15 protein-coding genes are annotated in these 20,694 nt (G+C 66.0%); 2 read left to right on the top strand and 13 right to left on the bottom strand.

Annotation, left to right across the window (positions count from 1 at the left end; genetic code table 11):
* Positions 1 to 5: 5 nt before the first annotated feature.
* The 4 genes from dpdH to dpdE are packed head-to-tail and all read right to left on the bottom strand — an operon-like array spanning position 6 to position 9,861.
* Entirely contained in the window at positions 6 to 3,077 is a 3,072-nt protein-coding gene (gene dpdH / locus CD790_RS15145; RefSeq protein ID WP_144383715.1) for a protein DpdH, read from the bottom strand.
* Positions 3,070 to 3,981 (bottom strand): protein DpdG, encoded by a 912-nt coding sequence (dpdG, locus tag CD790_RS15140; RefSeq protein ID WP_144383714.1) that lies wholly within the window; start codon positions 3,979 to 3,981, stop codon positions 3,070 to 3,072. The genes dpdH and dpdG overlap by 8 nt, the downstream gene beginning before the upstream one ends.
* Positions 3,981 to 6,584: a protein DpdF gene (gene dpdF, locus CD790_RS15135; protein WP_144383713.1), complete on the bottom strand. Its 2,604-nt coding sequence runs from the start codon at positions 6,582 to 6,584 to the stop codon at positions 3,981 to 3,983. The genes dpdG and dpdF overlap by 1 nt, the downstream gene beginning before the upstream one ends.
* On the bottom strand, positions 6,577 to 9,861 hold the full coding sequence (gene dpdE / locus CD790_RS15130; RefSeq protein WP_186319023.1) for a protein DpdE: 3,285 nt from the start codon (positions 9,859 to 9,861) through the stop codon (positions 6,577 to 6,579). The genes dpdF and dpdE overlap by 8 nt, the downstream gene beginning before the upstream one ends.
* 555 nt (positions 9,862 to 10,416) lie before the next feature.
* Between dpdE and CD790_RS15125 the strand changes: the two genes are divergently transcribed.
* A complete protein-coding gene (locus CD790_RS15125) occupies positions 10,417 to 10,938 on the top strand; it encodes a VUT family protein (protein ID WP_144383712.1) in 522 nt (173 codons plus the stop codon).
* Positions 10,939 to 11,610: 672 nt separating this feature from the next.
* Here the strand turns inward: CD790_RS15125 and CD790_RS15120 are convergent.
* The 6 genes from CD790_RS15120 to CD790_RS15095 form a co-directional block, all read right to left on the bottom strand.
* Positions 11,611 to 11,931: a hypothetical protein gene (locus tag CD790_RS15120; RefSeq protein ID WP_055550313.1), complete on the bottom strand. Its 321-nt coding sequence runs from the start codon at positions 11,929 to 11,931 to the stop codon at positions 11,611 to 11,613.
* 70 nt (positions 11,932 to 12,001) lie between these two features.
* Complete coding sequence (locus tag CD790_RS15115; protein WP_055550311.1) at positions 12,002 to 12,301, bottom strand: hypothetical protein; 300 nt, start codon at positions 12,299 to 12,301, stop codon at positions 12,002 to 12,004.
* Positions 12,301 to 13,350, bottom strand: coding sequence for a major capsid protein (locus CD790_RS15110; protein ID WP_144383711.1), 1,050 nt, complete (start codon positions 13,348 to 13,350; stop codon positions 12,301 to 12,303). Before CD790_RS15110 ends, CD790_RS15115 begins: the two co-directional genes overlap by 1 nt.
* Positions 13,351 to 13,363: 13 nt before the next feature.
* Positions 13,364 to 13,780: a head decoration protein gene (locus CD790_RS15105; RefSeq protein ID WP_144383710.1), complete on the bottom strand. Its 417-nt coding sequence runs from the start codon at positions 13,778 to 13,780 to the stop codon at positions 13,364 to 13,366.
* Between the two features lie 104 nt (positions 13,781 to 13,884).
* On the bottom strand, positions 13,885 to 14,592 hold the full coding sequence (locus CD790_RS15100) for a hypothetical protein (RefSeq protein ID WP_144383709.1): 708 nt from the start codon (positions 14,590 to 14,592) through the stop codon (positions 13,885 to 13,887).
* Between the two features lie 126 nt (positions 14,593 to 14,718).
* Positions 14,719 to 16,485, bottom strand: a complete 1,767-nt coding sequence (locus CD790_RS15095; protein ID WP_144383708.1) for a hypothetical protein — start codon at positions 16,483 to 16,485, stop codon at positions 14,719 to 14,721.
* 415 nt (positions 16,486 to 16,900) lie between these two features.
* Between CD790_RS15095 and CD790_RS15090 the strand changes: the two genes are divergently transcribed.
* Positions 16,901 to 17,710: a hypothetical protein gene (locus CD790_RS15090; protein ID WP_144383707.1), complete on the top strand. Its 810-nt coding sequence runs from the start codon at positions 16,901 to 16,903 to the stop codon at positions 17,708 to 17,710.
* Between the two features lie 30 nt (positions 17,711 to 17,740).
* Here the strand turns inward: CD790_RS15090 and CD790_RS15085 are convergent, their stop codons facing one another.
* From CD790_RS15085 to CD790_RS15075, 3 genes are read right to left on the bottom strand one after another with little or no spacing between them, the layout of a single operon-like run.
* Positions 17,741 to 19,234 (bottom strand): terminase large subunit domain-containing protein, encoded by a 1,494-nt coding sequence (locus CD790_RS15085; protein ID WP_144383706.1) that lies wholly within the window; start codon positions 19,232 to 19,234, stop codon positions 17,741 to 17,743.
* Complete coding sequence (locus CD790_RS15080; protein WP_144383705.1) at positions 19,231 to 19,764, bottom strand: hypothetical protein; 534 nt, start codon at positions 19,762 to 19,764, stop codon at positions 19,231 to 19,233. The genes CD790_RS15085 and CD790_RS15080 overlap by 4 nt, the downstream gene beginning before the upstream one ends.
* A gap of 25 nt (positions 19,765 to 19,789) precedes the next feature.
* The gene (locus CD790_RS15075; protein ID WP_144383704.1) at positions 19,790 to 20,692 is read right to left on the bottom strand and encodes a ParB N-terminal domain-containing protein; all 903 of its coding nucleotides are present in this window, start codon (positions 20,690 to 20,692) and stop codon (positions 19,790 to 19,792) included.
* Positions 20,693 to 20,694 lie beyond the last annotated feature (2 nt).

Genomic DNA, 20,694 nt, shown 5'->3' with positions numbered 1-20,694 from the left:
CCGAGTCACGACTGATCAGCCCCTTCAACTGCCAGGGAACGCCATTCGGCAATGAGTTCTTGCACGCCCTCGGCTGCGCTCTTCGCAGCCGACGAACTCGCCCGCAGCTCGGCACCCTTCAGTGCCTCATCAAGCCATTCGTCAGCGACACAAAGCAGGTTCCGGATAACTTCGATGGAGGCTCCGCGGTCCTGGGCGGCCGTGCGGATGCGCGCCGTCAGACGCGCCGCCTCGGGGCGATCGTCGTCGAAGCACCGACCCAGGTCATCCTCCAGAGCGGAGATCGTGGACCACTCCACAGCACCTGCCTGCTCGAGGAGAGCATCGAGTTCACGTGCTCGTTGGGCGGACAGCGACAGACTGACCTCTCTTGCCCTGTCGACGGCAGTTCTGATGCTGGCCAGGGTGTGATTCCCCGGGGTGCTGCGGGGTTGCCGCATTCGGATGTCGCTCAGCCAGCCCTTGAGCATCGTGACTTGCCCGTCGATCAGCGCGGACCATGACGCGAATGGTTTGACTGCGGGCTTCACCCACTCGGGGATGCTGCCCGCCGGCGTTTCCCACGCCCAGGTGGCTGTTGCCTCTTCCAGCAGAGGGACTGCCCGGGCTGCATCGATCATGCCCACGGCTCCCCTGCTTCCCTGCGAGATGCCGATACCAGCACGGATACGCTTCACCAGGGCGCTTCGGGCCGCCAGGTGCTGGTTGAGGGCGGCGGTCCACCGGTCCGGCCTCGACATTACGCCGGTACCTTCCCAAGCATCGCCGTCGTCCACCGCTGCCGCCAGGAGCTCTTCGATACTCATGCCAGGCCAGCACCGGCCAGCAAGAACCGCTCCTAGTACGGATGCCCGTAGGCCGAGGACAAGGTCGTCGTCAGTGACCTCCAAGTTGCGTTGAACTCGCGACGCCAGCGAACCCGCGTGCCGCTCGGCCAGGGTCGCGAGCCTGCGGATGTCCTCACCGCGTACTTGGTCCAACCCGTACTGCGCACGGATCAAGCTCTGGAAGAACCTGCTGTTCGTCGCACTCCGCTTGAACTGGATCGGCGCGCTATCGGCACCTGTGATGCCTGCGACAGCAGAGCCTTCGATGCTGACGACGGTGGCGTTGTTGGGCCAGCCCTTCTCCTTCACGTTGCTCTGCGCCTGCATGAGCGGCGCGTTCCAGCGGTACCGCTCGGCTACCGCCGTGGCGATGACAGTGCGGATGGCTCGGGCATGATCCTGCTTAAGGTCGTCGCCGCGGGTCACCCACTCCTCGATGTTCTGAAGGCTCCGCTGAACGGACGGCGGATAAGTCTTGTCTTCCGTCTTGGCAGTGCCAGGCGAGGCGCCGGATTGGGGGGAAGGCTCAGCTTCGCGCCGTGGCTGCTTCAGAGGGGTTCGGGCTCCGGCAGCCATCGGGCTGAGAGCAAAGGCCTCCATCACCGTGGGATCGATTTCGATGCCCTGTGCAGCGGCATCGCCCCAGAATTCAAGGATCAGCTTCCGGCGTGTACCGGCCACCTGATCGTTGGTATCAATGAACGATCGCACGGTTGTGTCAAGCGTCGTGTCGATGTCAGCGGTAGGGAAGCTTTCGGAGAAGGCCTCATCGGGAAACTCCCCACGCCGCAGCGATCCAGCGTGCTCAATGAGAATGGGTCGCACCACACTTCCGAGCACCGTTCGGGGGACGAACCCCCACGGTTCATCTTTCGAAGCGGTGGAGTGGACCATGCGAGTCAGGGCTGAGCGGTTGAAGGGGTAGAGCCCGAATCCATCCGCTGATGCTCCAAACGCGTCGTGGCAACGCGGCTGCAGCGGGCAGGCATCACACGCGTTCGGCGGCTCGGCGCCGCCTACCTGCTCCAATCGATCCTTGCCGATGCGCGCGGCGTTGAGGTAGCGGCCAACGAATGAAGCGATGGCTTCTTCGCCGGTGTCTTCTTCGCTGAAGGGCACATCGAGGTCATACGCGTAGCCCAGGTTTGCTTGTACACGGGTGAGGGCGGTCTCTGGCAGGTCACGGAAGTAGCCAGTCGTTACCGCCATAAGGGTGCGGATGGGGGCTAGCCGTGTCGCCCCCTCACGGTGAGCGGCTTCGACAAGAGCATCCAGCAGGTCCTTCTGTACGCCCTGAATGAGAGCAAAGTCTTCGATGAGGAGAATGATCTCTTTGCCCTGTCGGTGATACTCCTCGCGGACAAGGGTCATCGCTTCCAGCAAGCGGCCCATGCCGAGGTTGAAGCTGCGATTGATCGCAGTCTCCAAGTGCTCGTTCAGGAGGTCGATCGCGATCTCCTGGAGTTCGGCCTTGGCGCTGAGAACCTGTACCCACTTCTTGGCCAGTGCGGAAGCCTTGCTGACATCTGTGATGTCTAGCGGCAGATCATCAACTGTGAACTTTGGCGGGCGATCTTTGTCACCCTTGGTGCGGTCTCGTAGGAGGTACGTGGCCAGTTGTGGAACAAACTTCTCGGGCTGGAGCATGAATTCGCTGACGTGTGGATCGTCAAGGAGTGCTCCGAGACCATGAGGGCCGAAGAGTTGCCGCGCCGGCCCCGAGACGCCGCGGCCGGTCTCGGCTACGAGAGTCTCGTTGAGGGAGTGGATCAGCCGCCGAGCCAGCACTGATGCGTCGATGTCAGCGGTAAATTTGTCGATCTCCGCTTTGAGTTGCTTCAGTTCGTCACTGTCTGCCTTGGCGATCAGGCTTTGCACCACTGCCTTGAGGCTTGTTCTGTGCTTCTCAAGGTAGATGATCTCGCGATCACGGCGCCCGTCGTCGACCAGTTCGAGGTGCTCGCGGACCCATCGGACGAGGTGAGACTTTCCCGACCCGGACTCGCCCACGATGGGCATAAGGAGTGCGCCGCTGTTGGACTCATGATTCAGGAAGTCGTGAAGAACCGTCCGCTCGTCGACCGGCTGGCCCTCAAGCACGAGTTGCCGGCCGTCGAGCCGCGCTCGCTGGATCCGCAACGGCGCATGAGTGGCCCGAAACACGGCCGCAGATGGGGAGATGGCTTCAACGCTGATGGTGTTGGCGGCCGTTGCGGGGTCCCAGCAGACCTTTCCGCGGAAGTCAGGCACTGGGGGCCTCCTGGATCGTGATGTCGCTTACGTAGCGCGGACTGGAGGGCTGCTCTGGATCGCTCACCTGCAGCACCATTGCGGCATCGGAATCGAGTTCTAGGCGCAGCCAGCCCTCGTCGTTACCGCGGAGCAGCGCAAAGGAGAGAGCAGGGCCCGCTACACGGTCACCGGGGTTGAGGAGGTGGAGAGCCAGCGAGTATTGGCCGCTGGAGAGTACCGGCAAATGCTCCCGGACGCTTCGTACGGCTGTTACGGCATTCACCTGGCGGCCCGGCTCCCACAGGCACTGCATGACGTATCTGACTGCGGCCGTGCAGTCGGGTACCAGTCGACTGCCACCTCCGCCGGCAAGGAGTGGTCGTGCTGCGAGCCCTAGCGCCGGGGCCCAGTCGCAGAACTGCCGCCATCGCTCGGCGTTCACGACAGCCGGTCCCGCCTCGGGCCTGAGAGGGGTCTCCTTCATGAGGTCCTGCGCCTGGTCCCAGTCCACAGCAGGGCCCATGGGATCTAGCGTGAGGAACCATGCCAGGGCACGCGTGAGGTCTCGGGATTCCCTCTGCTCATCGTTGTCCCCCAGACCACTGTTGCGCTCAGGTGCGAAGACGGCGCTGCGCAGCGCAGCCGCAAATGCGTCCCAGTCTTGGCCGTCGAGATGTTCAGCGGGTCCCGTGAGCGTCAGCTCACCGGTGGATTCGGCGACGTGGAGCAGCCCGAGCTCCCGCAGCGTCTTGACGGCCTTGTTGAACATCTCCGACGCGTCTTTGTCACCGGATGCGAGGGTCGGTGGGCTCAGCAGAGCGCGCGCGCCGTTGAGTGGTACCGGCTTCTTCGAGTGGGCCAGTAGACGGACGACTGCCCACATGGGGTCGGGGCGCGAGGCGTCCACGTTGATCAGGGCCATCAGAAGGACTCCAACGCGGTCTGGACGGAGAAACTTTGAGCATGAAGAGCACCGAAGGCCAGGCCTGGGCGACTCGGATCCGGCGTACTTCGCGGGTGGATCAAGTAGGTCACATCTGGTGAGTCAAGCCGCGATCTGAGCACCCGGTCCATCGGTGAGGGATCATCGTCCAGAACCCAGACGATGGGGCCTTCGTAGAAGCGGAGCAGATCCGCGTCGGTGTCGCAGATGATCGGCCGCGGTGCCACATCCTCCTGAAGAGCTTCGGCTAGAGATGGGGTGATCCCTGGCCCACCAATCACATTCATGCCACGAAGGGCCAGCATCTCCAGCAGCCGAGGCACCTTGACCTGGCGGTCCGTCTCGGTCCCCCACCACAAACTGAGGCAGGACGCGGTGCCACGCATGCGTCGGAGTGGATCGTGGCTGGTCCGACTAGGGGCTGGAACCAGTGGATGAGGGTCTCCGGCCAGCTTGTAGAAGCCGTTCTCCTGCGGAAGGCCTGTCGTTCTGCAACTGGGGCAGCCTCGGCAATTCACCCCCGTCAGCAGTGGGGCACCGCCTTGCTGGACCCGGTAGTAGGTGCTGAGAACCTCGCCTGTGCATCGATCGCCGCGTAGCAGGGTGCGGAGATCGGCTAGGGCCTGTCGCTGCGCGGTGATTGAGCGCCGGCGCTCCGCTTCGAACCGACTCCGGAAGTGCTCCTCGTCGTTGGTCTGAGTGTCTTCGAGCGTGACGTCCACATGCGTGGATGCCACCTCGTAGAACCGGTCGAGGCGTTCCTGGAAGGCTGCGCGTGGTTCGTCGTCGTGTCGCTGGGGCGGCTCAGGAACGTGGAGACCGATGAGCCCGGCGCGCAGCATGAGGTTCAAGGTGCGGATGTTCCAGTCGCGGTTTGCCTCCGAGGTGTCGTGGACGTTGTCCGGGATGGAGTCGAGGTTGACGAGGTAGTGACGCTGACGTGGGTATGTCTTGTCCCTGAGCATCCACATCCACCGCCACCTCGACCACGCTTTGTCTGCGCCGATGATTGCTTGCCGATTGATGCCTTCGGCGACGGGCTCGTCCCTGGGGGCGGACGCCAGGTAGGCCACGGACGGACGTCCGTCCCGGCCTGTGCGCCCTACCTCCTGGTAGTAGCGGTCGACGGTTTCGGGCAGGCAGGCGTGCACCACACTGCGGACGTCGGGTAGGTCTACGCCCAGGCCGAAGGCTGAAGTTCCTACGACGATGTCGTATCGGGTGGGCATAGGGCCCGAAGCGGAACGGCCGCTCCAGCCTTCCACTGCGCTTCGGCGTTCGTCGGGGCTGGAATAGCCGGCGACGTCGGCTACTCGTGCGAAGCCGGCTGTGCGCAGGCGGTCGAGCCACGCCTTGGCGTCTTTCCGCTCTGTCACGTACAGAGCTAGTGGTTTCGGTAGAAGGTCGATGGCACGAAGGATTGCCTCGGTGCGCTGCTCTTCGTCGGTGAAGGCATCGATGTAGTAGCTGGGTTCATGGCGCACCTGGGCGCCCCAAACGATCTCGGCTGGCTTGGGGTCTGCGAAGAGTTTCTCGAGCGTGGTTACCTGCTGCTCGGTGAGTGTGGCGCTCATGCAGACCGTCACGGGTGCACGTCCGGGTGGTGCTGCGCTCAGCCAGGTCCGACGGTGGACGGACATGGTTTGGAACTCAGGCCGAAATCCTTCGCCCCATTGCTCGACGAGGTGGGCCTCGTCAATGACGAAGTAGTGAAGGTGACCTGCCTCGGCAGCATCTTCCAGTGCAGACTTGAGTCCAGAAACGAGCGATTCAGGGTTTGTGAAGACTATCCGCTGTTTGCCTGTCCGGATATCTTCTCGTATTTGTTGCTTGAGGTTCTCGTCGAGGCCGCCGATGTAAGCGTAGCGGCCGGAGGGACTTCGTCGTCCGCGGCTGTTCAGCAACTCCTGGGCGCGACGTTCCATGTCCAACGCGAGCACGACAGTCGGCACTACGACCAACGTGACACCGGTACGGTTACTTGCGAGCAGAGCCGGAGCCTGTACGAGGGCGGTCTTGCCGTGGCCGGTCGGCAAACAAGCGATGACAGTGCTGCCAGGCTCTGCGAGTGCCACAGCGCGCGCGGCTTGCCGCTGCCCGATTGACTTGTACTGGGCGTAACCGCTGCCGAGAGCACGGATCCAGAAGGGGTCAGCTGGACACGGCTCCAACTCAAGGTGTGTTTGGAGGCTCTCCCCGAGGTGGACTTTCTCCAAGTCGTACGTGGCTGCTTCGTCAGCTTTCTGATCTTCCCCGCCAGGGTGCCACGGCCGGGCTGTGACCAAGACACGACGGCCGTCCGGGAGCGCATGGCAGTGCATCTGTTCCCACTGTTGTCGCGTGGGCAGCGGTGCGCCAGGTGGTACTGAAAGGCCAAAGGTGTTTCCGCTGGCCTGAGCTTCGAGAAGGATCTGCCGTGTCAGTGCTGCCACGTCACGCCACGAGGCCCTCTGTTCAGCGAGGCCGTCGAGGGCATGCTTGAGCCGTCGCAATGTGCCGCCGTATTCCGGCTCCTCCGGCGTCGGGACAACGAACGGCCAGGCGTCGAAGAGTTGCTGTGCCGCAGCCCAACTGTCACGCACTTGCCTGGGCCCCCTTTCGCCCAGCGCGGAGAACGCAGGTTGCAGCCATGAGCCGTACGCTGGGCTGCATAAGGCCGTCGATGAGTAGACCGGCGGTCTTCACGTCTGCCAGTTGGCTTTCGTCCTCACGCAGGAGGCGACCGGCAGCCCTGCGGGCCTCGGCCTGCGCCCGAGTCACGGCGAGTCGCCGGCGACCGCGTTCCTGGGCCTCGGCGCAGAGTGCCTTCAGGTCAGTGACGCGGAAGAGTTCGTCGCGTGCGACCTTCTCGGCGGTCTCAGCAGCATGACGGAACTCCGACCAGCCACCGAAGACGTCGATGAGAACACGAATTCGCTGGCCACTCAGGTTTTGGCACTCTCGGTTGTCGTAGGACTCGTTCAGCCATTCGAGCGCCGAGGCCAGCGTCAGCGCCTCGGTGCTTCCAGCCCGCACCCACACTCTGCGCGTGAACGGCGGAAGGAGGAGATCGGCCTGGCGCTGCAACGCCCTTTTCACCTCTTTCCGGTTGGCCATCGCCTCTGCCGCCACGGAGGCGTCGGCCTCAACCAGGAAGTCGAAGCCGAAGTAGGGCTCCGGGTCACCCATGTGGCTGGGGTCCACGCGCTGGTAGGCAGTGGCCTGGCCACGTTCGTCGATGTCGCTCAACGCGGCGAGCGCGTCGATGAAGGGGTTGCCTATGCGGAACAGCCTTGTGCCAGGATCACGCAGGGCCCTGGACCGGTTGAACGTGCCCTGGGCCATGGCAGGTTCCAGCGCCGCGGTCTGCGCCACGTAGAGCCGCGGCGGCACCTGCGGCCGTGACCCTACGAGGTCGAAGACGGTCTTGCCGGCTGTGCGCTCGTAGTGGCGGATGTTGATACCGCCAGATCCTGCGCTCGTGTACCGGAAGACACCGCGCTGGATCTCCTTCCACTCCAGTTCTAGCCCCCTGAGGTTCTTGACCATGCTGCCTCGGTCATCGACATCGAGGTAGATGGCTTCGAGCATGTCCATCTTCTCGATCTGTTGGCGGGCTTCGCGGAGTTGGTCTTGAACTCGTTGCTGGGCGGAGGCGAGCCCGGACGGGCCATCTCGTAGGGCGTCGCTCCAGACAGCGTCGCGGCCTTCTGCGATGGCGTCCTGCAGTGTCGACACTGACCTCGAGAAGACCTCGTAGCCGTCGCGCAACAGGTTCAGCCACGCCGTGCCAAGGGCTTCGTCCTCGGTGCTTGCGCTGAGCACGTACTGGCTGGCTTTATCGAGTTGGCTGACGGACTCGCCACTGGGATAACGGTCAACCCGTCCGATCCGTTGTTCGAGCTGGTTGGGGTTCCACGGCAGGCGCATATGAACGACGGCACTCGCGGCCTGAAGGTTCAGCCCGTCCTCGGCGGTGTGGTCGGCGACAAGGACGGACGTCCCCGGCGCTGTGCGCCACTTCGTGACCGCGTCCTCGGAAGCTGCCGCTCCGGCTTGTGCGGTGTGCTCCACAACACAGGCTGTACGAGACAGCCGCCGCAGGTGCGCCGCGAGTTGGTGTGCCAGCACGCCCGCACCGCAGAAGACAACGATGCGTCCACCGCGATTCAGAGTGGGGACGAGGGCGTTGACTGTCGCCTTGAGCGGCTGGTTGCCCTCTGCTTCGTCGAGGTGCCTCTCTAGCTCGTCGAGTGCTTCTACCTCTGCAGGGATGAGAGGGGGCGCGGCGAGCATGGCCTGCTCCTGGGCACTGAGACCGGCTCGTTGCGCCGCCTCGCCATCTCCGCGGACTCGCCAGCGCAGGGCGTCGACGAAGTCGTCGAAGGGCCCGCCCGTCCTGGACATGAGGACGCCGAGGATGCGGGCGTACGCGGTGGTCTGAGCTTCAAGCCCGGCATCGAGCAAGGAACTTGAGACGCCGATGCGCCACTCCGTAAGGGCGGTTTCGACCGCGTCGAAGGTGGACTGCAGGGTGATGACGTCCGAGAGTTTCCGCCCGCGGACAGCGTAGGGTTCGCCTTCTTCGGAATCGTCTTCTGGCCTCTCCACCTGGTCGCGCCGGTGTCGGATCACCCGGCGGTGGAGGCGGTACGTCTCGCTGATGTGCCCCCGCAGCTCCTCTACGCGCAGGGAGAGTTCATCCGGTTCTACTTCATCGCGGAGGTCATCGTCCTCGGTGAGACATGCGACGATCCGATCTGCAAGGTGCTCAAATCGGGGGTCATCGGGGAGGATCCGCCGGATGTCGTCGAGCGTGGACCTCAGCAGGAAGGTGAAGGTGGCATCCAGGGCGTAGACGCTGTCGGCCAACTCGGCTCGTAGGGCATAGCGGTGCTCGAAAGCTTCGCGGTCGTCCCAGCTGTAGAGGTCGCGGTCGAGCAGGTGCAGCAGGCCGAGGTGAGTGGTGTAGTGCGAAGTCACGGGGGTCGCGGACAGGAGCAGGAGCTTCGGTGCGGAGTGAGCCAGGGCGGCTAGCTCCCTGTAGGGCGAGAGGCCCTCGTCGGCGTTCTGCACCAGTGCATGGGCTTCGTCCACGACGACAAGTGCACTGTCGTGGTACGCGGACCACTTCTCCGGCGTCTCGTGAGACGTGATCACAATCCGGGCTGATGGAAAGTCGTCGACGAAGAACTTGTTGCGGAGCTCCTTGTCCCACTGGCGCCGCAGTGGCTCGGGGGCAACGACCGTTATTCGTGCCTGCGGATCGTCCAGGAGGGTCTGCCGGATGACGAACCCAGCCTCGATGGTCTTCCCGAGGCCTACTTCGTCTGCGATGAGGTATCGCTGCACTGGGTCAGCGAGCACCGTCATTGCCGCGCGGATCTGGTGTGGGAAGACCTCGGCAGCCGAGGACAGCAGCGCAGCCATGTTCGCGCAAGCAGCCCGTTGGGCAACGAGGTCACGCAAGAAGGGAAGCCGAGCGTCGCGGAAGAACCCCGACTCGCCACCACCACTCGTGAGGACTTGGAGGGGATCGTGAACGGGGCGGTCCCAACGCACTCGGAGATCGCACTCGTTCGCGCGCTCGTTCCACTTCTTGTTGGGGACCTGGATGAAGTATTCCGGGAGGTGCTCCCCCGTGACCCGGCCAGCGAGCCAATCTCCGGTGCTCGGTTCGCGCCAGTAGACCCGCGTTTCTGCTTCGAGTTTGGCACGCCAGCAGCTCCTCGCCGGCACACGCTGAGAGTGGACGACCTCCTCGGCTACTGATTCGAAGAAGTCGACGCGCAGCATCTCGCCGTCGACGGCGCCAACCCGGCCGATGCCCGGAGCCCCCGTGAACTCGACGAGGTGTCCAACCGCGAAGCCCGAAGACATCCTTCTGCTCGCCCCCCACCTGCTGATTTAACAACTGGCACGAGCTTAAGCGCATCCACTGACAACGCAGTCGACGGAGTAGATCGCGAATTCGTATGCATTTTCGATACTGGATAGTAGGTTCCCCTGCAGCATCCGTCTGCGGTCGCCGCACACCCACCCATTGGGGACTAAAATGGACCTATCGGGTTGGTTCGCTAAATGCGTCGCGCCACAAAATACGGCCGAAACAACGTCTTGCTCAGATGTGACACCGTCATCGCAGCGAGCCGGGCACAGCAACGACCGCCGCGAGACCGCTGGGGAACGACCTCCGCCTGACCTGCGAGTGCATGGTCGAGATGCGCTCTCTGGTGCGCCCGGATGTAGCCGACTCATGGTGCCCTGATCTGCATATGCCGTCGGCAGTGCACTCAATCCCAGACAGAGTCTCCAAGGCCGCGAGCCGTGCCGATGTCAGTGGCCTGGGTTGTACTGTCTGGGCGTTCGCCTCGCTGTCCGTCCACGGCGTGGTATCGGCGCAAACCGCCACATCACCGAAACAGAAAGAAGACCGTGAACGTCCCCGCCCCTGCCGGTATCGCGACCCTCGTCGCCTACGTCGCCACCATCCCTGCCGCGAACCTTGCCGTCACCCACTTCGGAGCCGTCCCCGTCGGCTTCGGCTACATCGCCCCTGCCGGGGTCTACATGGTGGGTCTCGCCTTGGTACTTCGGGACCTCGCCCGTGAGTCCGCTGGCCGTGGTGCTGTTCTCGCGGCCATAGCCGTCGGCACCATCCTGTCGTACTTCCTTGCTGACCCGGCGCTGGCTGGCGCCTCAGCTGCCGCCTTCGCGGTGGCCGAGACAATGGACTTCGTCGTCTACGAGCCCCTCCGGAAGCGCGGCCTGCTGATCGCGATGCTCGCCTCGAACGCCGTCGGCCTGCTCGCGGACAGCCTCCTCTTCCTCAAGTTGGCCTTCGGTTCCTTCGAGTACCTGCCCGGCCAGATTCTCGGCAAGGCGTGGATGACCTTCGCTGCAATCGCCGTGCTGGCCCTCCTTCGACGCCGCAAGCAGGCGAGCGCGAGCGCCTGATCACCCTCAACACCGTTGGCGACGTTATCGGGGGTGCTGGTGTGGGCACCGCGTGGCACTGACCTGTGCATGCGGAGTACCAGCACAACTCCCCGTGGACATCTGGCCATTGACGCCAGGGCACGAGTCGCAGGGTCAACTTGCCTCGCTCCTGGCCCCTCCGATACGGTCGCGTCATCAATGAGGGCCCCACCATGCCTAGGTCTGGTGGGGCCCTTTTGTGTCCTCTCGAACCCGGGGGGACCGAGTGTCGCGTGCCACCGTCTTCTTCAGGTTTGGCGGCCAGGGAGACGGCGGCCTTGCTCATGCGAAAGGACAACTGGTGAGTACACACCATGGCACAGGCTCCAGCCGGCAGTCACCCGGGGATGGCCCCGCGGATGACGCCTGGGGCCCGGAGCCTCCATCGTCGACGTCCGCCCATGTACGGCGCGCCAACGTACAACTGCTGATCGGCGGCCGCACCGTCTTCGCGGTGTACATCTCGCCCGCGATTGTGACGGGTGCAGCAGTTGCGTCCCTGGTACTCGGGGCGGCGAGTTGGGGCCACTGGCCTTGGCCGTAGAACCGTGAGACACGCCGCGGGGGCACCTGCCCCCGCGGCCTTCGGGCGGTCTCAAGGCACAGACGAAGTGCTGCAGTGTCTCGCCGGCGTGGCCCCAGAGCCGCGCGCTATCTGTAGCAGCGGGTCGGCACGAGCCTAGCCACTGCCAGAGTTTCGCTCGCTTCGTCTTCGTCCTCTGGCGCAGGCACCTGCCGTACAACTTCGATATGCCGCTCGATCCCTCGCAAGTTCTCCTGGAGGTCCATGGTCACCACCCCGTCCACGGTGACCTTCAGCGGGTCCGCGAGGAGCTTCGCTCGCCGCTCGCCCAGCACCTCCAGCGCAACTGCGCGCACCGAGCGCAGTCGGAAGAACCGGCGCTCCAGGTCGGCCGGGTCGGTGTCCGGCCCGATCTGCGCCAGCAGCCATGACCGCTGGAACTCGTCCACCCGCTACTCCCTCCACGCGGTGCGGCCCGCCGCCGGGCTGTTCCCGGTGGCGGGCCGCGCCTCCAGATGGTCACGACGACGAGGACGCGGAACGACCCGCGCCCCGCCTTGACGGGGACTTCCTCGCCCCGCCCGTGCCAGCCGTCTCCTCCTGGCCGCCGTCCTTGTTCCCGGACGGCCCGAACTTCTCCACCACGACAGTCTCTTCCGGCTCGTCGCAGTCGTCCGGCGGTTCCTCCCACGCGTCCGGGTTGGTGATCAGCGCGGCCACCCCCGGCTCCGGGTAGTCTCCCGGCAGCAGGATCAACTCCTCCCGCGTGGTCGGGTCCTGTACGTAGACCGCGGCCTTCAGCCGCCCCCGGCCCGCCATCACAGGACCTTCGCCACGATGTGCGCGTCCGGGGTGTGCATGACGGGCATCCCGACCGCGGCGCCCTTGGTCCAGATCTGCACGGGGTCATCCTGGACACCTCGGGTGATGATCAGGCCGGGAGCATCCTCGCGGATGATCTCGGGGTTCGACCCGCGCGACAGCACCAGGGCTTCCGCGGTCACCCCGTACATGGTCTGCGCCCACTTCTCCCGCTCCGGCGGCACGAGAATCCACAGGTCCTCGGGCAGCACCTTGCGGGGCTTGCCGTCCACCCGCACCTGGGCCTTGTAGAACTGGATCGGCGGCAGGCTGTAGTTGCCGCGCACCACGTTGATCTGCTGCGGAGTGAGCGTCGCCGTCGGCGTGGTCGACGGGCTCACGGACCCGTAGTAGGCCGCCCGGTAGGCATTGTTCGCCGCCAGGTAGCTGAACGCCTTCCGGGAGGTGATCACCAGCTCCGGCTCCGGCGCGCCGATGTCGTCCAGGTGCTGGATCCACCGCAGCTCGTCCGCGATCGGGTCGGAGGCCGGCTCCGACCACGGTGTCCGGGCGACCGGCATGTTCTCGGCGGGGACGTTCCAGTCCACCTCCAGCGTCAGGCCGTTCTCCTGCTCCAGCGTGAACCGGCCGTCCGCGAGTACGTCGCCGGCGGCCAACTCCAGCCGGGACCGGATGGCCTCGACGTGCCGTTCCACGTCGTCGTACAGCAGTTCGATCAGCCGGTCCTGATCCGAGCCGTGCGACGCCTCCAGCAGGATCTGTTCCTGCTCGGAGACGACGAGCTTCTGGCCCAGCGCGGGCAGCGCGCCCTCGCGGGACGTCTGCCATGCCTCACGGGTTGCGAACGGCACCGAGGCGTTGAACGCCCGGTACTTGGCGACGTTGACGTACCGGCCCGAGTCCTTCGTACGCCACTTCACCTCCCGCATCTCCACGGTCGGGAAGATCGTCTGAGTGAGGAGGAAGTCCTTCGGGGACGGGATCGCCCTGGCGAACGCCGTCAGGTCCATGACCGAGACGTCCTTGAGCAGGTCCTGAATCGTCACAGCTGGCCCCCGCTCACACAAAGCGGATCTGCGCGGCACGCGGGTGCCACACGAGCTGGGACACGTCGATGCCGCCCGGCACCTTCGATGCCTTCACCGCGCCGTGCCACAGCAGTGCGGCCGGAACACGGGTCTGGCCCGGCGCGAACGGGGCCTCGGCGATCAGGAAGCCGCGCAGGATCTGGCGGCCGCAGTGCGCCTCCGGGTCGTACGGGCCATACAGGCCGGACTCAGCGACCCTGCCGACCGGCACACCGGACAGCACCCGGCCATACGGGTCGCAGCCGTCGCCGCACACGTAGTGCGTGCCCTCGCAGAACAGGTTCAGGTCGAGGGTGATCGTGTCGACGGAGTCGGTGCCGTGCAGGGACGCCAGCCACTCGCGGTTGGCGGTGGTGTACTCGGACTTCGAGACGGGCTGGATGGTCATGTGCGTGTCTCCATGGACGCTGCGGTCAGATTCCGCACACCGCCCACGGAGGCGATGCCGTCCACGAAGTTCAGGGGGCGTGGTCCCCCAAGGTCTGGGCCGGATTATCGGGCTCCGGAGTCGCTGAACTCCGGGATCAGGCCACGGCGCTTGGCCATCTCCAACCCAGCCGAACCGGGCCTGGACACCGGGGCCGTACGGATCGGGCCGCGACCGGCCGGTGCGCCCGCGGGGGCGGCCGGCACAAGCGCGCGGACCCCGCCGAACAACTCAGGGCGACGTGCCCGCAGGGCCTCGGCCGCCGACTGGATCTGCGCCTCGTCCGCGTCCTCCTCATCCACGGCCAGCAGACGCTCCGCGTCCACCAAGTCGTCACCCTCCGCACCGAGCGCCACCAGCGCGGCCCGGCGAAGCGCCGCCCTCTCCCGCTCGGCGGCCAGCTCCTCCCGGCGTGCAGCCTGCAACTCCCGCTCGGCAGCCGCCTGCTCCCGACGCTCCACCTCCGACAGCGCGGCCTGCTCTGCCTCGCGCTGCGCGGTCACGAACTCGGTAAGTGCCTTCGGGGAGTCGAACCCGAGCGTGGACAACAGCCGTTTGATCGCGGCCCGTTCGCCCTGTGCCTTCTCGCGGGTAAGCATCTTGCCCAACCGGTCCTGGGTGACCGTGATCTGCTGCTCCTGGCCGCCGCTGTCCGTGGCGTCGTCGAGCTGGTCGTTCGTCTCGTCCTCCGACGAGGCACCAAGAATCGGGTAGATCGGCCGCCCGTCACGGCGGTGGCCGACACGACGGCGAGGCGGCAGGGGCCGGACCATACATCTCCTCCAGAGCGCGCCCCCGCGCTGACAGCCAGTGTAGCCACCTGCACCGACACGGCCACGAGCCCTGTCCGACTGCCCCAGGATGGCGTCGAACAAGGAAGGCACCACCCCGAGGCCGCGTCACCGGCCCGCCTCCACCGGCTCCCGCTCGCTCACCTTCCCCACCGGCTTCCTCACCCCGGCCGACCCCGACCCGTCGTCCTCCTCCTGGTCGCCGTCATCCTCGTCGCGCTCGCGCCGAGCAGCGGCCTCCGCCATCCGCACCGCGGCCTCCTGCTCCGCCTTAGCCCGGATCCGCTCCACCTCCTGCGAGGCGTCCTTGATCGGGTACCCGGCCTCCAGCAGCATCGCCACCGCCGTCTCCAGCGACAGCACCCCCGCCCCGTACGCCTTGACGACCTCCTCCAGCACCGCGCCCCGGTCCGTCGGCGTGTGCGGCGCCCACGCCAGCCGCGCTGGCAGCGTCTCCCCAGCAGCCCAGCCCTCCGCACGCCCGGCCTGGTACAGCCGCTGCACCATCTTGAACAGCAGCCGGTACTTATGTTCACGGGCGAGCCGCATCATGCCGATCAGAGCATCCAGAGGCCCCAGAGCCAGCTTCAGCGCGTACCCCGACGGCACCTCCGTGGCCTCCAGCGTCCCGAGCCCGGCTGCCGTCACGCGGCTGTTCGCCGCGATCCGCTCCAGCAGGTGATCCACCCGCGCCCGCAGTTCGGCCAGCTGCGGCGACGTGTCCAGGGCATCCATCCGCCCGGTTTCGCCGAGCTGCCACACCGCACCGGCCTTCACCTGAAGCTCCTGCGGCTTGCCCGTGGCCCGATCGACCGGCAGCCGCGCACCCGCGAGTCCGATGATCGGCGTGCCCGTCGTCGCGGAGGCCGCCGAGCTGTCCGAGTCCGTGGCCGCGAGCTCATCGAGCGCCTGCAGAACCCGCGCCAGAATCGAGCGCCCCCAGTGCTCCCCGCCGTCGGGGATCGTGTTCGCGATGTGCACCACCGGCACGAAGTCGATCATCAGATCCAGCCGGTTCAGCTCCGTGCCATCCGGCCGCACCCGGAAGCTCGCCTTGTCCATCGGCAGCCGGTCCAGGGTCTCGCCGTTCTTCAGGTCCTCCAGCAGCCACTCCGCGTCAGTGAGGTAGCACGTCACGGTGGACGTCCGACCCGGCTCCCACGGGTACTGCCGCCGACCAGTCGAAGCACCTTCCTCGCCGGGCTCGCCGTTCTCGGAGATCGGACCCAGCTCGTACGTCACCCGACGCACCCTGGCCTTCAACCCGGCGTCGTCGTCCGCCGGCAGCTCCCACGCCAGATGCACCCGGCTGGGGAAGTCCTCGTCCTCGTCGTCCCACTGCGGGAAGAAGAAGCCCGGATCGTAGACCCGCAGCGTCGGCCGCTGCTTCTCCGGGTTCCATGCCAGCACCATCACACTGTCGCCGAGCAGCACCGCAGCTCGCTCGGCCTGCTGGACCCGGAAGGTCAGCAGCTCCTTGTCCGCCCACTTCCTGAGCCGGTCCTGAACGGCGGCGGCCTCCGCCGCACCGGGCGTCGACGTCCTCGCATCGGCGTGCTCGGCGCCCTCGACCGTGACCTTCTGCTCCGAACCGAGGAGGTAGCCGAGCGCGGTGTCCACCAGGTTCGCCGCGTCGCCCAGCTCCCGCCGCTCCAGCGCACTCGCGTCGCCCCCGGCCGCCGCGAGCTGCCCGGCCTGGTTGTTGTCGTACGACGCCAGCACCTTGTACGCGGCCAACCGCCGAAGCTCGTGCGGTGGCACCCACGATTTGGCCAGCTCTGGGAACGCGCGGCTGCCCGGACGGCCAGCGTCGGCCATCACCGGCTTGTAGTTCAGCCACGACCAGGCGTCGATCACGAATTGGCGCAGGCCCACGTCCACTCCATGTAGATCGGCCCCGCGCCGTTGCCCAGCCTAGTGTCTCCATCTTTAACGCGTCGCTAGCGCAATGAGGGTCAGCCCGCAAACGCTGACCTCCAATCAGTTAGTGACCCGGAGTTCTCGTAGGTGCAAGCAATCCGCCCATCTAGGTGCGGAGCCCGCCTCCGCCCAGGCGCACGGACGCCACCAACGGCCCCGCGTCTGAGGGTCCGGACTGTCGCTCGAAGAGCGTACTTCTGGTGGCAGTTACTCCCGTCGACAGCAAGGATCGAGGCGTGCCGCTTCGAGGGAAGTCGCGCCGAGACCTCGTTGTCTCTCTTGTACGTCCGCCCGCCGGTGACTTGCGTGAAGACCGCCAAAGGAGGTGAAATCAATTTCACGAAAAGGAAGAACGCCACCCCGGACCAATGTGACACATGAGACAGACACCGCGGTCAATCCACTGGAAGGCGGGGATCCGAGCAACAAGGCTGGAATCCGCGCCATTTACGATTCGGAACGCCGCGATGAACAGAACACGGCAGCGTTGATCATCGCTGTAAGTACGGGCACCCTTGCCTACATTGCGGCTGGTGGCGCATACCTAGCCGACAGGAATAGGCAGGCAAAGCTGCAACCTGAGATCCTTATGGCCGCGCCCTTTCCTTTGCTCATCCTGAGCGGATACATCACCTTCCAGTATGCCGCTTCAAGGCTTCGCCAGAGTTACCTGATGCACCTAGAAAAGCAGCTATCACCGGACAAGGACTGGCACAACGACGTCCTAGTCCCCGGCTATATCAGCCTACATCAGGGCCTATTTTCCGGCTTGAAAAGCCGACTATGGACATTCGCCGTCCTTACTCTTTTGACGTTCCTGGCCCACATTGCATTGGTCGTCACGTTCACGGGATATACGGCCCATATTGCCTACAGGGAAAACGTCAATGAGCAGCTTTTCTGGATCCTTGCCCCTATCTACGGAGTCATGATCCTCATTAACGTATGGGCCGTAGCACTGATGATCGCATACGCTCTGTTCCCCAATCGCAGCAGGCAGTTGAGAACGCTTCGCAACATCGCACATCAGACGATGGAGAGCGAAGAGAGACGCTGGGAGAACAGTCGCTTCAACAATGCCCCCCTGCCGAGGTTGCGGGTGTCACGAAAATTTATAGGCGCCGTCCTTGCCGCACTTGTCGGCATTGGCATGGTCGTATTTCTGAAGCGACTTGTCTGATGACCATCAAAGGTTCGCCGCAGAGCCGGTCTATCGACGGCCACTTAGCCGCTGATCATCGCTGGCGCGCGGGGGCGGCATCGTCGGATCCAGGAACAGGTCCCACAGCGCCCACACCGCCGAGTCCATCAGGTCGGGTGAATCCTCCGTCTCTCCCTGGCCGACGAACGTCGTCATCTGTTCCTCCAGCTCCGCGAACCGCCGTGCCGGACCGACATGCGACACCCTGGCCTGCTCGTACAGCTGCGCAGCCGACGCCGCCCGCGCCCGCTTCCCGCGCGTTGCGTGAACGATCCGCCAGTTCACCGTCGGGTCCACCTGCTCCAGCAGAGCGGGCAGGTAGTCGCCGCCGTTGTTCGCCTCGATGACCACGCAGTCCGCCCGGTGCTCGTGGTACAGCGCGGCGGCCCGCTTCATCGCCTGCGTCGGCGTGTACCGGTCCTGCTCGCAGTGCAGCAGATACCCGCGGGGCCGGTCGTCCCCGAACATCGTCTCCACCGGGAACCCGCGCCCCGCCACCGTGAACGCCGTCATGTCCGCGTTCTCGTGCGACTTCGTGGCCGGATCCACGGACACCACCACGCGCTGGAGGTCCGGCAGATGCTCGGGCCGGGGCCGGAAGCCCTCGACCTCCAGCATCCAGCCCTTCCACAGCGCGCCCTCCACGTCCTCGAGCAGCTCCCCGGACAGCTCCTGACGGCCCAGCCGGGTGCCGGCGTACTCCTCCTCCAGCTCCTCGCGCGCCGCCGCCGACAGGTTCGCGTCGTTCTCCCGCATGTGCCCGCGCGTCAACACCACCCGCGGCGGCGCCCCACCCTCCTGATGCGCCTTCTCCTGCTCCCGGCCGCGCTCGACGAGCCGCTTGACGTGAGGGAGCGGTTTCGGCGTCGTGGAGATGACGACCTGCGGGGTATCCGCCTCACGCAGGCAGAACCACAGCATGTCGTAGACCTCTTGCGCGGTGTGCCGTGACCAGGCCGCGTACTCGTCGCACCACGCTTTGTCGAACGCCCAGCCGCGCAGGTTGTCCGGCGTCTCCGCACCGAACCCCCGGATCAGCGTGCCGTTCACCAGGCGCAGCGTCGTCTCACCGAGCGACGAGTTGTACTTGGCCACCTCCTCCGGCGGGAACACCGACAGCAGCCCCGACTTCGGTGACTCGAAGCAGATATCCCGCACGAGCGTCGCGTTCTTCGCCACCACCGCTATCTGCAATCCCGGCGTCTGCGCCCACTCCCTAACCGTCTCCGCCGCCGTCCGCGACTTGCCCCAGCCACGGCCGGTGAGCAGCATCCACACCGTCCACAGCCACAGCGGCTGACGCTGCGCCGCACGGGCATGGTGATGCAGCCACCCCGCGTGGGGCAGCCCGTCACAGTTCGGAACCTCGCACGCCCACCGGCGCGCCGACAGCTCATCGGCCCGTACCAGCGCCGCGACCTCGGCCTTCAGCTGCTCGTCGCTCATCACCGACGGGTCCGCGAACCCCTCGACCATCCGCCGCTTGGCCCGGCCGCGGCTCACTGCGCGCCCTCCGACAACCGGCGCTCCAGCTCCCGGCGGAGCTGATCCATCCGAGCCCGGCGCTCCTCGTCCGACAAGGAGGCCACGTCCACGCCCTGGTCCCGGTCCTCGACCGCCCCGGCCGCCGGGGCCTCACCCACGGCCCGGCGCTCGATCTCCGCCGCGACCTGGATGTAGCGCAGCAGCTCCGACGGCGACAGCTCCCGCGGGTCGAGCGTCTGGAGCCGTGCAACCGCCTTGCTCTGGACGGCCTGCGCCAACTTCGCGTGCCTGCGGGCGATGTCCCGCCGCGCCTGCGCCTGCTCTGCAAGGAACAGCCGGTCCTGCTCCCGGTCGTAAGCCGCAGCCCGCATCACCCACGCGAACTGCCGTGACCACCGGCCCAGCAGAGACCGAGACTTATCCAACTCCCGTGCTGCCTTCGTGACACTCCGCGCCGGGCCGAGATCGCGGTACAGGGTGAACGCCTCGAACGCCTGGACCGACTCCCCGCTCTGCCGCTCCCAGGACTCCACGGTGCCCTCGGCCACCGCTCACCTCCTGGCCGACGGCCGACTAGTTGCTCTGTGCGGCCAGGACTTCCAGCGCCCGCCACGGCTCGTCGGCCGGCACGGTGCCGTCCTGCACCATCCGGTCGATGGACGCCCGCACGACGGCGGCCGTCTCCACCGGCACGTCCCGAACGCCGAACACCGTCTCCAGCGGCGCCGTTCCCGCCCGGGTTGCCTCCCCGGAGTCCGTGTCGAACCAGCCCTCGGCCAGCTCGCCCAAGTGCCGCTCGAACACAGCGAGGATCACGCCGAGCGCCGTCGCGCTGTTGCCGATCTTGTACGCGGCTCGGGAGGTCTCCAGCGCATCGAGCACCGGCTCATACTGCTCCAGCCCGGCCACCCAACGCCGATCCGCCGTCGCCGTCGACCGGGCCGCGTCGAACGCGGCCTCGGCCCGCTCCAGCTCATCGGGCAGGAACATGAACTGCACGCTAGCGAAGTCGAGGTTCGCCTCGCCCAGGGAGGCAACGTCCACCTTCTCCAGCAGGTCCAGAACCTTGTCGTCCAGGCCCGTGTACTGCCGCCACTCCACCGACTCCAGCTCGTCGTACAGCTCCTTGAGGATCGCCGGATCGTCCTGGCCTGCGATGGCGTTGTGCGAGAGCTGGAGAGCGATCTGCCGCTGGCGGGGCAGCGGCTCGTCTATCTGCATCCACCAGATCTGCGACAGGCCGGCCTCGATCGCGGCGAGCGTGCGGTGGTTGCCGGACAGGACGACCAGCCGCCCCGTGTCACGGTCGTTCCACACCAGCGGCGTCGAGGTCAGGCAGCCGTCACGCTCGATGTTCGCCACGAGCTGCCGGAACTGCTCGTGCGGCAGGAACCGCGCGTTGACGTCGAGCAGCGTCAGCGTGCGCGGGTCGCCCTGCACCATCTGCGGCGGGGCGAGGCGCGTGGTCTCCTCCATGG

The sequence above is a fragment of the Streptomyces sp. SAJ15 genome (assembly GCF_007595705.1).
Taxonomy (GTDB): domain Bacteria; phylum Actinomycetota; class Actinomycetes; order Streptomycetales; family Streptomycetaceae; genus Streptomyces.
The sequence above is the reverse complement of the archived record's forward strand: the minus strand, read 5'-3'. Positions and strand labels throughout refer to the sequence as shown.

What these genes read in the sequence shown, in the direction of transcription:
- CD790_RS15100 (WP_144383709.1), bottom strand. Translation starts at nt 14,592, where the DNA reads ATGGTCCGGCCCCTGCCGCCTCGCCGTCGTGTCGGCCACCGCCGTGAC.
- dpdG (WP_144383714.1), bottom strand. Translation starts at nt 3,981, where the DNA reads ATGGCCCTGATCAACGTGGACGCCTCGCGCCCCGACCCCATGTGGGCA.
- CD790_RS15075 (WP_144383704.1), bottom strand. Translation starts at nt 20,692, where the DNA reads ATGGAGGAGACCACGCGCCTCGCCCCGCCGCAGATGGTGCAGGGCGAC.
- dpdE (WP_186319023.1), bottom strand. Translation starts at nt 9,861, where the DNA reads ATGTCTTCGGGCTTCGCGGTTGGACACCTCGTCGAGTTCACGGGGGCT.
- CD790_RS15115 (WP_055550311.1), bottom strand. Translation starts at nt 12,301, where the DNA reads ATGGCGGGCCGGGGGCGGCTGAAGGCCGCGGTCTACGTACAGGACCCG.
- CD790_RS15105 (WP_144383710.1), bottom strand. Translation starts at nt 13,780, where the DNA reads ATGACCATCCAGCCCGTCTCGAAGTCCGAGTACACCACCGCCAACCGC.